This is a genomic window from Pseudomonas sp. GW823-FHT06E10, from assembly GCF_058794995.1.
Genome location: NZ_JBXAHJ010000001.1, coordinates 468,196 through 481,376, shown reverse-complemented (window position 1 = coordinate 481,376; position 13,181 = coordinate 468,196). Strand labels below are relative to the sequence as shown.

Annotated in this window: 10 protein-coding genes; 5 read left to right on the top strand and 5 right to left on the bottom strand. The window is 59.8% G+C overall.

Going from position 1 to position 13,181, the window contains the following annotated elements; translation table 11 throughout:
• Positions 1–21: 21 nt before the first annotated feature.
• Positions 22–2,205, bottom strand: coding sequence for a DNA helicase II (gene uvrD, locus AC1Q6Y_RS02205; RefSeq protein WP_057712700.1), 2,184 nt, complete (start codon positions 2,203–2,205; stop codon positions 22–24).
• A gap of 256 nt (positions 2,206–2,461) precedes the next feature.
• On the opposite strand from uvrD, the gene AC1Q6Y_RS02200 reads away from it, so the two are divergent.
• The 3 genes from AC1Q6Y_RS02200 (at position 2,462) to AC1Q6Y_RS02190 (ending at position 6,828) form a co-directional block, all read left to right on the top strand.
• Positions 2,462–5,332 (top strand): EAL domain-containing protein, encoded by a 2,871-nt coding sequence (locus tag AC1Q6Y_RS02200; protein WP_492623977.1) that lies wholly within the window; start codon positions 2,462–2,464, stop codon positions 5,330–5,332.
• 200 nt (positions 5,333–5,532) lie between these two features.
• Entirely contained in the window at positions 5,533–6,399 is an 867-nt protein-coding gene (gene hexR, locus AC1Q6Y_RS02195) for a transcriptional regulator HexR (RefSeq protein ID WP_007954250.1), read from the top strand.
• Positions 6,400–6,618: 219 nt separating this feature from the next.
• Positions 6,619–6,828, top strand: a complete 210-nt coding sequence (locus AC1Q6Y_RS02190; RefSeq protein WP_085723603.1) for a PA3496 family putative envelope integrity protein — start codon at positions 6,619–6,621, stop codon at positions 6,826–6,828.
• Here AC1Q6Y_RS02190 and AC1Q6Y_RS02185 read toward each other — a convergent pair.
• Entirely contained in the window at positions 6,770–7,732 is a 963-nt protein-coding gene (locus AC1Q6Y_RS02185; RefSeq protein ID WP_218494602.1) for a LysR family transcriptional regulator, read from the bottom strand. The two genes, AC1Q6Y_RS02190 and AC1Q6Y_RS02185, sit on opposite strands and share 59 nt — an antisense overlap.
• Positions 7,733–7,922: 190 nt before the next feature.
• Between AC1Q6Y_RS02185 and AC1Q6Y_RS02180 the strand changes: the two genes are divergently transcribed.
• Both AC1Q6Y_RS02180 and oadA read left to right on the top strand, forming a co-directional pair.
• On the top strand, positions 7,923–9,338 hold the full coding sequence (locus tag AC1Q6Y_RS02180; RefSeq protein ID WP_007971702.1) for an acetyl-CoA carboxylase biotin carboxylase subunit: 1,416 nt from the start codon (positions 7,923–7,925) through the stop codon (positions 9,336–9,338).
• 11 nt (positions 9,339–9,349) lie between these two features.
• On the top strand, positions 9,350–11,158 hold the full coding sequence (gene oadA / locus AC1Q6Y_RS02175; protein ID WP_057712702.1) for a sodium-extruding oxaloacetate decarboxylase subunit alpha: 1,809 nt from the start codon (positions 9,350–9,352) through the stop codon (positions 11,156–11,158).
• A gap of 254 nt (positions 11,159–11,412) precedes the next feature.
• Here oadA and AC1Q6Y_RS02170 read toward each other — a convergent pair whose 3' ends face one another.
• Genes AC1Q6Y_RS02170 through AC1Q6Y_RS02160 form a run of 3 tightly spaced genes read right to left on the bottom strand, consistent with a single transcriptional unit; the run spans position 11,413 to position 13,181 of the window.
• A complete protein-coding gene (locus AC1Q6Y_RS02170; protein WP_492623976.1) occupies positions 11,413–12,084 on the bottom strand; it encodes a GNAT family N-acetyltransferase in 672 nt (223 codons plus the stop codon).
• A gap of 16 nt (positions 12,085–12,100) precedes the next feature.
• The gene (locus AC1Q6Y_RS02165) at positions 12,101–12,547 is read right to left on the bottom strand and encodes a GNAT family N-acetyltransferase (RefSeq protein WP_057712704.1); all 447 of its coding nucleotides are present in this window, start codon (positions 12,545–12,547) and stop codon (positions 12,101–12,103) included.
• 10 nt (positions 12,548–12,557) lie between these two features.
• Entirely contained in the window at positions 12,558–13,181 is a 624-nt protein-coding gene (locus AC1Q6Y_RS02160; RefSeq protein WP_492623975.1) for an FMN-binding negative transcriptional regulator, read from the bottom strand.

The following is a 13,181-nucleotide window of genomic DNA, read 5'->3' as shown; positions in this document are numbered from 1 at the left end:
AAGCTCGCTCCCACAGAAAGGCTAGATTGCTTCCAGTTTGGCATACCCCAGCATCAGCCACTTGCTGCCTTCGCTGAAGTTCACCTGCACCCGTGCCTGAGCCCCGGCGCCTTCGAAGTTGAGGATCACACCGTCACCGAAGATCGAGTGGCGCACAGTCTGGCCCAGGCTGAAGCCGGTCTGCGGAATCTCGCTGCCGCTGAACAGGTTGCTGCCACTCATCGACTGGTTGCCACCGAACGGACGGCTGACGCTGTTGGACAGCCGCACCTCCTGAATCAGGCCTTTCGGAACTTCGCGTACGAAGCGCGACACCTTGTTGTAGGTCTCGCTGCCATAAAGGCGCCGGGTTTCGGCGAAGGTCATCACCAGGTTCTGCATGGCCCGGGTGATGCCTACGTAGGCCAGACGACGCTCTTCCTCCAGGCGGCCGGGTTCTTCCAGGCTCATCTTGTGCGGGAACAGGCCTTCTTCCATGCCCACCAGGAACACGTAAGGGAACTCCAGGCCTTTGGCGCTGTGCAGGGTCATCAGTTGAATGCTGTCTTCGTGCTCGTCGGCCTGCGTGTCGCCGGCCTCCAGCGATGCGTGACCAAGGAACGCCGCCAATGGCGTCAGGTCTTCGTCTTCTTCGCTGTTTTCGAAGTTGCGCGCGGCGCTGACCAGTTCCTCAAGGTTTTCTACCCGGGCCTGGCCTTTCTCGCCTTTTTCCGCTTCGTGATAGGCGATCAGCCCCGACTGCTCGATGACGGTCTGGGTCATCAGGTGCAGTGGCATTTCCATGCACTTGGCGGCGAGGTTCTCGATCAGCTCGATAAACGCGCCCAGAGCGCCGGCCGCACGACCGGTCAGGCCTTTGTTGGCCACCAGTTGGCGCATCGCTTCCCACATCGACACATCGCTGTGGCGCGCATGGTCGCGGATCGCTTCGACGGTTTTCTCACCGATGCCACGGGCCGGCACGTTGATGACCCTTTCCAGCGCAGCATCGTTACCGCGGCCTTCGAGCAAGCGCATGTAGGCCATGGCGTTCTTGATTTCGGCGCGTTCGAAGAAGCGCTGACCGCCATAGATGCGGTAGGGAATGCGCTCGCGCAGCAAGGCCTCTTCCAGAACCCGCGATTGGGCGTTGGAGCGATACAGAATCGCGATATCGCTGCGAGACAAGCCGGTTTTCAGCGCGCTTTCGATGGTTTCGACAACGTAGCGTGCTTCATCGTGTTCGTTGAAGGCGGCGTACAGGTTGATCGCTTCTCCGTCGCCACCGTCTGTCCAAAGCTCTTTGCCCAGGCGCCCGGTGTTGTTGGCGATCAAGGCATTGGCTGCCTTCAGGATGCCGGCGGTGGAGCGATAGTTTTGCTCCAGGCGAATGGTTTCGGCGTCCGGGAAGTCTTCGGAATACTGGTAGATGTTCTCGATTTTGGCGCCGCGCCAGCCGTAGATCGACTGGTCGTCGTCGCCCACCACCATCAGGCTGTCGCCACCCTTGGCCAGCAGGCGCAACCAGGCGTATTGCACGGCGTTGGTGTCCTGGAACTCGTCCACCAGAATGTGCCGGAAGCGCTTTTGATAGTGAGCGAGCAGGCCTGGGTGATCGCGCCACAGATCGAGTGCGCGCAGCAGCAATTCGGAGAAGTCGATGACACCGGCACGCAGGCAGGCGGCCTCGTAGGCCTCATAGATACCGCGCATGGTTGCCAGGAACAGGTCGCCGCTGGCTTGAATGTGTTGCGGGCGCAGGCCTTCGTCTTTCTGGCCGTTGATGAACCATTGGGCCTGACGGGCCGGCCAGCGCTGTTCGTCCAGGCCGAGCTCGCGGATCACCCGCTTGACCAACCGCTGCTGGTCATCGCTGTCGAGAATCTGGAAGGTCTGGCTTAAGCCCGCTTCCTGCCAGTGTGCCCGCAGAAGGCGGTGCGCCAGGCCGTGGAAGGTGCCAACCCACATGCCGGCCGGGTTGATACCCATCAACTGCTCGATGCGCTGGCGCATCTCGGCAGCGGCCTTGTTGGTGAAGGTCACCGACAGGATGGAGTGGGGCGAGGCGTTTTCGACCTGGATCAACCAGGCGATACGGTGCACCAGCACTCGGGTTTTACCGGAACCAGCACCGGCCAGGACCAACTGACGACCCACGGGGGCCGCTACGGCCTGGCGTTGGGCATCGTTGAGGGAGTTCAGCAGAAGGGAGAGATCATCGCGCATCGGGGCATTCTAGGGGGCCGCGACACACCGGGCAAACCCCGCTTCGCTTTAACCGATGAAAGTTATGCGAAGGACGACCGGTCAGTCATCGGCTGCAGGCATTGGCGGGGCGTGCCTTCAGCATTTTCAGTGGCATCGGCGTCCGAAAAATTTGGCGATTTATTGATCAGCAGCAGTTTGGTCCGGGCAATTGCTTGTGTATGCTCCGAGCAGTTTCGGGCACATGCTCATCATTATAAGAACAAGAACATCGCCTATGACCCTCAGCTTCGACCTGTCGGGCCCCACTGTGGAGCCCCGGGTGATCCGTAAACAGTACGCCATGGAAATGGCGGTCGAACGCACGCGCCTGTTGTATCAAGGCTCGCTGCTGCCCACGTTGTTCATGCTGATCAATGGCCTGGTCTGTGCCGGTTTGCTCTGGAGCCCGCAGCGCTATTTCCTGGTCAGTGTCTGGCTGGTGTGGTTGTTGTCATTGGTGGCATTGCGGGTGATTCAGGTCGCAGCCTTTGATTCGGCCATTCCCAACCGTCAGGCCCATCCTATCTGGCGGCGGATGTTTTTGCTGGGCTCCGGCCTCACCGGTCTGACCCTGGCCGGTGCCGGCATCGCCCTGGTTCCGGCCGATAACTTCATTCAGCAAGCCTGGGTCTTCGGCCTCATCGGTGCCGCAGCGCTCTCGGCCAGCGTGGCTTATGCGGTCAGCTTGCCGGCCTTCCTGTCATTCACCTTGCCCTGCCTGTTGCCGGCCATCGCCTATATGTTTTGGGGGGCTGACGAACAGCAGCAAGGTTGGGGCTGGTTCGGGCTGATCCTGCTCGGTGCGTTGAGCGTGGTTGCCTGGCAAGTCAATCGATTGATCGATCGGGGCTTGATGCGACGCTTTCAGAACCAGGCACTGATCGAGCATTTGCAGCAGGCGCAAAGCTGCAGTGATCAGCTCAATCAGAAGCTGGCCAAGGAGATAGAACAGCGCCGACGTGCCGAGGACGAATTGCGAGAGATCCAGGTCGATCTGGAAAACCGGGTCGCTCAGCGCAGCCTGGAACTGGACGCCGCCAACCAGGCACTGAGCAAGAGTGAGGCGCGCCTGGCGCTGGCATTGAAGGCCAGCGAGTTGGGGTTGTGGGACTGGAATCTGCAAACCGACGAAGTCCATCACACACAAATTCAGGAATTGTTCGGCCTGGAGCCGGAACAGGTCACGGCGATATTGCGTCACCTCAAGCCGCGCCTTCACCCCGAGGATCTTCCTGCGCTGAAAAGGGCGCTGGTCGAGCATTTGAAGGGCCGCACCGAGGACTATCAAATCGAGTATCGCGTGCGGCATGGCGACGGCCACTGGGTCTGGATCGAGGACCGCGGGCGGGCAGTCGAGCGTGCCGACAACGGCCGGGTGATTCGCATGGTCGGCACTCGCCGCGATATCAGCGCCAGCAAAAGTCTGGAAGAGCAGCGGCAATTGGCGGCGACCGTGTTCGAGGCGGCCAGCGAAGGGATCGTGATTTTCGATCCTAACTACGTCCTGATCGCGATCAATCAAGCCTTCAGTCGGGTGACCGGTTATGACATCGACGACATGATCGGACGCAATGTCGTTGAGTTGCCATGCAGTCGCGATGCGCGTAGGCATTACGCCGCGATACATCAGGCACTGGAGCAGCAAGGCAGCTGGCAGGGCGAATTGGTGGAAACCCGCAAGAACGGCGAGATGTATCCGCAATGGCTGCAACTGAATGCCGTGCGCGATGCCCGGGGAAATGTGAGCCATATTGTGGGCTTCTTCGCTGATCTCTCGGCTCGTCGAGAGTCCGAACAGCGTATGCGCTATCTGACCCATTACGACGAACTTACCGGTCTGGCCAACCGCGCGATGTTTCGCGAACGACTCAACGAGGCTCATCAACGAGTGCGGCAGGGCGGTTATCGCAGCCTGGCGTTGCTGCACATCAATCTCGATCGGTTCAAGCAACTCAACGACAGCCTGGGGCATGAAGTCGCCGATCAGTTATTGCAGAAAATGGCCCGGCGACTGGTGAATGCATTGCCTGAAGCAGACACCATCGCGCGCCTTTCCGGTGATGAGTTTGCCGTACTGTTCAATTCCTACGGCAACCTTTCGAGCCTGGCGAGGGTGGCGACTCGTCTGGCGAACAAGTTGCGTTTGCCGGTGACCATTGACGGGCATGAGCTGGTGCTCAGCGCGTCGATGGGCATCAGCTTGTTGCCGGACAGCGCGCGGGAAATATCGGCACTGGTCAGTCAGTCGAACATGGCAATGCAGCACGCCAAACACCTGGGTGGCGATAATTTCCAGTTTTACACCGACAGCTTGCAAGCCAGCACGTTGGAGCGTTTACAGCTGGAAAACCACTTGCGCAAAGCCATCGAAGACAAACAACTGAAGGTGTTTTACCAACCGAAACTGTGCCTGGCCACTGGCAGGTTGAATGCCGCCGAAGCCTTGGTGCGTTGGGATCATCCGACCATGGGCCGAGTGCCGCCGGGGGATTTCATTGGCCTGGCTGAAGAAACCGGATTGATCGGCCCGATCGGTGAGTTCGTGCTGCGTCAGGCCTGCTGGCAAGCCTGTGAGTGGCAACGGCAGGGACTCGAAGCAATTCGGGTGTCGGTCAATCTGTCGGTGCATCAATTGCGCCAAGGCAAGCTGGTCAGTCTGGTGCGGCAGGTGCTGGAAGAGACCGGGCTGGCGCCGCAACTGCTGGAGCTGGAACTCACCGAAAGCCAGTTGCTGGACAGCGTCGAACACATCATCGCAACCTTCCAGCAGTTGCGTGATCTCGGGGTGAAACTGGCCATTGACGATTTTGGCACTGGTTACTCATCCCTGAGCTATCTCAAGCGGATCCCGGTGGATTACGTGAAGATTGATCAGGCATTTATCCGTGGCTTGGGTGAGGGCAGCGAAGACGCGGCGATTATCCGGGCAATCATTGCCATGGCTCACGGCCTGAAGCTTAAGGTCGTGGCGGAAGGAGTGGAGCGCGGAGAACAGCTTGAGTTCCTGAAAGCCGAGCGCTGCGATGAGGTACAGGGCTATTTGATCAGCCGCCCGGTTGAGGCTGAGACGTTGGCAGGTTTGCTGCACGCGCAAGCCGCAAGCTGACGAGGATACGTAAGTAGCTTTTGTCCTTTAAAACGTGCACCCGGCACACCTGGACAGGCGCCATGAGTGCTACATGAAGCGCGGGCACCTGAAATCGAGGGATTCGGTAACGCATTGAGCAGGCAAAAAGCCGATTCATGTAGTATAACTACAAGCGTGCTACATCCCCGGCACCTGCCAATAACAAAGAGTCCAGCCCTTTGAATCTGCTGCAACACATCGCCCAGTCTCGCCACCTGTTACGCAAGTCGGAGCTCAAGGTCGCTGACCACGTGCTGCTTGATCCTGCGGCCGTGATGCACAGTTCCATGGCCGACCTGGCCCACAGCGTGGGCATCAGCGAACCGACCATCGTGCGTTTTTGCCGTGCCATCGGTTGTTCCGGCTTTCAGGACCTGAAGCTGAAGCTGGCCCAGAGCCTGGCGGCAGGTGCAAGCTTTGGCCAGTTTGCGATCCATGAGGATGATTCGGTCGCTGACTACAGCCTGAAAATCTTCGACACCACCCTGCATACGCTGATGGAGGTTCGCGAGAAACTCGATCCGCTGGAATTGCAGCGGGCGGTGACGCTGATGTCCCAGGCCCAGCGTGTCGAGTTCTATGGCTTTGGTGCCTCGGGTGCGGTCGCGGCGGACGCCCAGCACAAGTTCTTCCGCTTGCTGCTCACCGCTGCGGCGTATTCCGACCCGCACATGCAGGCGATGTCGGCCGTGACGCTCAAGCCAACCGACGTGGCGATCTGCATTTCCCAGTCCGGGCGTTCCAAGGACCTGCTGATCACTGCCAACCTGGTGCGTGAAAGCGGTGCCTCGTTGATCACCCTGTGCCCGAGCCAGACGCCGTTGGCCGAACTGTCTACGGTCAATCTGGCGATCGATGTGCATGAAGACACTGAAATCTATACGCCGCTGACTTCGCGTATTGCCCACCTGGTGGTGATCGACGTGCTGGCGATGGGCGTGGCCATGGCGCGTGGCCCGAGCCTGGTCAACCACCTCAAGAGCGTCAAGCGCAGCCTGCGCAGCTTGCGGTTGTCGCCCAAGTCGGTGAAAGCGCTGGACGATTGAGCCAGGCCTGAGATTGCATGAAGGTCGTTCCGACCTTATCGCGAGCAAGCTCGCTCCCACATTTGATCATGCACGCCGCAGAACCTGTGGGAGCGAGGTCGCTCGCGATGGCGGCCTCGAATGCACCGCAATTTTCATCAGTTTGTAACCCCCAAGCCGCCAAACCGTCATCCCCCGCGCCTATCTTGAAACTCCCGTACTCGCCTTGGGAGACTCGAAATGGCCATGCCCTACGAAGAACGCAACAGCGCTGTCAAAACCCGTCGTCAGCAAGAAGATCAGCGCCGCATGGAATTCCGTCGCGCCATCGAAGATCGCTGCGAACGCCGTCAGCTTCTGGCCGAGATTGGCGATTTTCCAGAGCTGGAACTTAACTTCTGGCAGACGTCTCCCGTAGCTTCCCGTCGAAACGCTCAACCAGCGCGCTGATCTGAATCCGTTCGCTACGGATAAACGCCAGGAAGGCATGAGCCACCGGTGACAGGCGCTTTGCCTTGGCCTGCACCAGGCACCAGCTACGGAATAGCGGCAGTTCTTCGACCGGCAATTCGATCAGCCCACCGGTTGCCAGCTCAAGGTTCAGGGCGTGGCGCGTCAACAGCGCAACGCCCAGGCCTGCCAGTACACATTCTCGCTGGGCTTCGGCAGACGAGACTTCCTGAGTCTGGTTGAAGTGCACGCGTTTCTCTTTGAAGTATTCTTCGCACGCCAGCCGCGTCCCGGAGCCTGGCTCACGCAGCAGCAGTGTGTAGGGTTCGAGATCCTGCAAGCGCAGCGGCCCCATATGACACAGCGGGTGATCCGGTGGCGCCACGGCGACGATCGGGTTGTTCAGGAACGGCAGGAATTCCAGGCCCATGTCCTGAGGCACCATGGACATGATCACCAGGTCATCGCGGTTGTCCGACAGGCGCCGAATGACCTGACCGCGATTGACCACCGTCAGTTGCAGGTTCACCTCCGGGTGCTGGCGTTTGAATGCGGCAAACAAGTGCGGCACGAAATATTTGGCGCTGGATTCCACCGCCAGTTTCAATTGCCCCTGCAACGAACCCTGCATGTCCGACAGCTGCATGTCGAGGTTTTCCAGGCGTCCGAAAATATCCCGGCTGGCCCGCTGTAACGCTTCAGCCGCTTCGGTCATGTAGAGTTTTTTGCCGACGTAATCGAACAAAGGCTGGCCAATCAGCTCCTCAAGTTGACGAATCTGCAGGCTGACGGCAGGTTGTGTGAGCGACATTTCCTCGGCCGCGCGACTGTACGACCGCAAATCACAGACCTCGTTGAAGATCTGCAATTGCCGTAAAGTCATACGCATCAATGACTTACGCATAATGTGATCACTCTCGTCGCTAACAGGTGAATCAACTATAAGTCTTTACTTATGCGTGACCCAATAATTATTCATTTTTGTTAATCCCTTGTGAGCGCTAGTGTGGACCTGCGACCAAATTGAAACATTTGGTCACGCGTCGACCTGGTCTAGCAGGTCGTGGGTACCACCGGCTCAAGGGAATTTCCAAGTGATAACAAAGATCCTGATCGCCAACCGTGGTGAGATTGCCGTACGAATCGTACGTGCCTGTGCCGAAATGGGCATTCGCTCGGTCGCGATCTACTCCGATGCCGACCGTCATGCCTTGCACGTCAAGCGAGCGGACGAGGCCCACAGCATTGGTGCCGAGCCACTGGCCGGTTACCTGAACCCGCGCAAGCTGGTGAACCTGGCTGTGGAAACCGGTTGCGATGCACTGCACCCAGGCTATGGCTTCCTTTCGGAAAACGCCGAGCTGGCGGAGATCTGCGCCGAGCGCGGGATCAAGTTCATTGGCCCGTCGGCTGAAGTGATTCGCCGCATGGGCGACAAGACCGAAGCCCGTCGCAGCATGATCAAGGCCGGTGTACCGGTGACCCCGGGCACTGAAGGCAACGTGTCGGGCATCGAAGAAGCCCTGACCGAAGGCGATCGTATCGGTTACCCGGTGATGCTCAAGGCCACTTCCGGTGGTGGCGGTCGCGGCATTCGTCGCTGCAACAGCCGTGAAGAGCTCGAACAGGCTTTCCCGCGGGTCATTTCCGAAGCCACCAAGGCTTTTGGTTCGGCGGAAGTGTTCCTGGAAAAATGTATCGTCAATCCGAAGCACATTGAAGCGCAAATTCTTGGCGACAGCTTCGGCAACGTGGTGCACCTGTTCGAACGTGACTGCTCGATCCAGCGGCGCAACCAGAAGCTGATCGAAATCGCCCCAAGCCCACAGCTGACCCCGGAACAGCGCGCCTATATCGGCGATCTGTCGGTGCGCGCAGCCAAGGCCGTGGGATACGAGAACGCCGGCACCGTGGAGTTCCTGCTCGCCGAGGGCGAGGTGTACTTCATGGAGATGAATACCCGGGTGCAGGTGGAACACACCATCACCGAAGAAATCACCGGCATCGACATTGTCCGCGAGCAGATTCGCATTGCCTCCGGCCTGCCGCTTTCGGTGAAACAGGAAGACATCCAGCACCGCGGCTTCGCCCTGCAATTCCGGATCAACGCCGAAGACCCGAAGAACAACTTCCTGCCGAGCTTCGGCAAGATCACCCGTTACTACGCTCCCGGCGGCCCCGGCGTGCGAACCGACACGGCGATCTATACCGGCTACACCATTCCACCGTTCTACGACTCCATGTGCCTGAAACTGGTGGTGTGGGCGCTGACCTGGGAAGAGGCGATGGACCGTGGCTTGCGCGCCCTGGATGACATGCGTCTGCAAGGGGTCAAGACCACCGCCGCGTACTACCAGGAAATCCTGCGTAACCCGGAATTCCGTAGCGGCCAGTTCAACACCAGCTTCGTTGAAAGCCACCCTGAACTGACCAACTACTCGATCAAGCGCAAACCCGAAGAGCTGGCCCTGGCCATCGCCGCCGCCATCGCCGCCCACGCAGGCCTGTGAGGAATAGAACAATGAGCAAACAAATCCACGTTACCGACACTATCCTGCGCGACGCCCACCAATCGCTGCTCGCCACCCGCATGCGCACCGAAGACATGCTGCCGATCTGCGACAAGCTCGACAAAGTCGGCTACTGGTCGCTGGAGTGCTGGGGCGGCGCGACGTTCGACGCCTGCGTACGTTTCCTGAAAGAAGATCCGTGGGAGCGTCTGCGCCAACTGCGCGCCGCGCTGCCTAACACCCGCCTGCAAATGTTGTTGCGCGGCCAGAACCTGCTGGGCTACCGCCACTACAGCGACGACGTGGTCAAAGCCTTCGTGGCCAAGGCAGCGGTCAACGGTATCGACGTGTTCCGCATCTTCGACGCCATGAACGACGTGCGTAACCTGCGCGTGGCCATCGAAGCAGTGAAAGCCGCCGGCAAACACGCCCAGGGCACCATCGCCTACACCACCAGCCCGGTGCACACCATCGAGGCGTTCGTGAACCAGGCCAAGCAAATGGAAGCCATGGGTTGCGACTCGGTGGCGATCAAGGACATGGCCGGCCTGCTGACCCCGTACGCCACCGGCGAACTGGTCAAGGCTCTGAAAGCCGAGCAATCGTTGCCAGTGTTCATTCACTCCCACGACACTGCTGGCCTGGCCGCGATGTGCCAAATGAAGGCCATCGAAAACGGCGCCGATCACATCGACACCGCGATCTCCAGTTTCGCCTGGGGCACCAGCCACCCGGGTACCGAGTCGATGGTCGCCGCCCTTAAAGGCAGCGAGTTCGACACCGGCCTGAACCTGGAACTGCTGCAAGAGATCGGTCTGTACTTCTACGCGGTGCGCAAGAAGTACCACCAGTTCGAAAGCGAGTTCACCGCCGTCGACACCCGTGTGCAAGTCAACCAGGTACCGGGCGGGATGATTTCCAACCTGGCCAACCAGTTGAAAGAGCAGGGCGCGCTCAACCGCATGAGCGAAGTGCTGGCCGAAATCCCGCGCGTTCGTGAAGACCTCGGCTTCCCGCCGCTGGTGACCCCGACTTCGCAGATCGTCGGTACCCAGGCGTTCTTCAACGTGCTGGCCGGCGAGCGCTACAAGACCATCACCAACGAAGTGAAGCTGTACCTGCAAGGCGGCTACGGCAAGGCGCCGGGCACTGTGAACGAACAACTGCGTCGCCAGGCCATCGGCAGCGAAGAAGTGATCGACGTTCGCCCGGCCGACCTGCTCAAGCCGGAAATGGCCAAGCTGCGTGCCGACATCGGCGCACTGGCCAAGTCTGAAGAAGACGTGCTGACCTACGCCATGTTCCCGGACATCGGTCGCAAGTTCCTCGAGGAACGCGCTGCCGGCACCCTCACGCCAGAGGTTCTGCTGCCGATTCCTGAAGCGGGTGGCGTGGCCTCTGCCGGTGGCGAAGGCGTGCCGACCGAGTTCGTCATCGACGTGCACGGTGAAACCTACCGCGTCGACATCACCGGTGTTGGCGTCAAGGCCGAAGGCAAGCGTCACTTCTACCTGTCCATCGACGGCATGCCGGAAGAAGTGGTGTTCGAGCCGCTCAACGAATTTGTCGGCGGCGGCAGCAGCAAGCGCAAGCAAGCCACTGCACCGGGTCACGTCAGCACCACCATGCCGGGCAACATCGTCGACGTGCTGGTCAAGGAGGGCGACACCGTCAAGGCAGGCCAGGCCGTGTTGATCACCGAAGCGATGAAGATGGAAACAGAAGTCCAGGCAGCCATCGCCGGTAAAGTCACCGCCATTCACGTGGCCAAGGGCGACCGGGTAAACCCGGGCGAGATCCTGATCGAGATCGAAGGCTGAGTTAACAGCCTCGATACAACGCTTTATACCTCGGGGGGGCATGTGCTCCCCTTTTTTTATGCCTGCAAATCCGTGCCTGAAACCCTGTGGGAGCGAGCTTGCTCGCGATAGCGGAGCATCAGTCTCAACAATTGCTGAATGTGATGCCGCCATCGCGAGCAAGCTCGCTCCCACAGGTGCTATGTCCCATCAGTGAAGCGGGTGTTAATTGATCAAGAGCTCGCTCGCGATGGCGTAATTCCAGGCGCTGACGATTACCCGCGACACTCCACCAACGACTTCACCTGCCCCGAAACGGTCTGGTTCTCATCGCTCAGCCACTTTTCAAACCCCGCACCAATTGCCGGCCACTCCGAATCCAGGATCGAATACCACGTCGTATCCCGGTTCTGTCCCTTGACCACCATGTGCTGGCGAAACACACCCTCAAAACTGAAGCCCAAACGCTCGGCAGCATATTTGGAGCGAGCGTTGGCGTTGTTGCATTTCCATTCCAGGCGACGGTAACCCAGGGCAAAGGATTCCTTGGCCAGAAGGTAAACCGCCTCTGTGCTTTTCGGCGAGCGCTGCATCGGGGCGCCGAAGGTGACGTGGCCGATTTCGATGCGGCCCTGGGCCGGGACGATGGACATCAGGCTGAGAATGCCCTGGACCTCGCCGCTGACACGGTCGATCACGCTGAAGAAATACGGATCGCTGCTGGTCGCGTGGTTGTTCAGCCAGTCGTTGAAGACGCTGCGCTCCTGGAAGGGGCCGTAAGGCAGGTAGTCCCACAATTTCGGGTCAGCGCCCGGGCCTTGCAGGGCCTTGAACAGGTCGTCGCCGTGGCGCGCCGGGTCGAGTCTTTCCAGGCGGATGTAACGCCCTTCGATCAGTTGAGTCGTGGGGGGCGGAACGCCTTTCCAGTCGGCGAGTGAAATCGACATGCTGTTCTCCTTGAACCTAGATGGCTTTGCGAAACTGGATGAAACCGGGGCGTTCGGCGATGCGCTCGTAGAGCTGGATCGCGGTCGCATTGGTTTCGTGGGTCAGCCAGTGGACCTTGTTGCAACCGTCGGCCTTGGCTGTGGTGTAGACGAACTCGATCAACTGGCGGCCGACGCCGGTACCACGGGTTTGCGGGACCACCAACAAGTCTTGCAGGTAGCAGGAGTTTTCGATGGCCCAGTTCGAACGATGGTAGATGAAGTGCACCATGCCCACCGCTTTGTCATCGGCCCAGGCGAGGGCGGCGTGGGTCGGTTCGCTCGGGTCGAGCATGCGCTGCCAGGTGCTTTGAGTGACGGTATCCGCAAGTTCGGTGTTGTAGAAGCGCAGGTAGGCGTGCCACAGCGGCAACCATGCCGCGTGATCACCGGCGGTGACTTGGCGAATGTCGATCTGACTCATGGTGATTTCCTTAGCGCATCAATTGGGCGAGGGTTTGGTCGTTGACGTCGGGGCTGGCGGCCAGGCCTTTGCGCACGCCGGCGATGTCGGCGGGGCTGCGGTTCTGGCTGAGCTTGCGCTTGCCTTCCAGACGGTCGATGGGAATGGCGAAACCGACGATGGCCTTGAGCATGCCGTCGATGTAATCAGCGGGGGCATCGGCCACTGACCACGGTTGGGCGCGGCCAGCTTCATGACGATCGGTGAGGGTGCTGACGATGTCGAGCAGCCGCCCGCCATCGCTGAATGTTTCGGCGCGGCCATAGGCGTGGGCGGCGACGTAATTCCAGGTTGGTACGACTTTGCCGTGTTCGGCCTTGCTCGGGTAGAAGCCAGGGCTGACGTAGGCGTCGGCACCGGCAAAAATCAGCAGGGCTTCGGCGCCGTCGCGCAGGTCTTTCCACTGTGGATTGGCTTTGGCCAGATGCCCGTACAACGTGCCGTTCGAGCCTTGCTCGCAATGCAGCAGCACTGGTACATGGCTGGCTTGCAGGCCGCTTTCACCGTGGGTCACCAATATGGCGAGACGGGTGGCGAGGATCAGTTCATGCAGTTGGGACAACTCGTCGATGGCAAAAGCACGTGGCGTGTACAT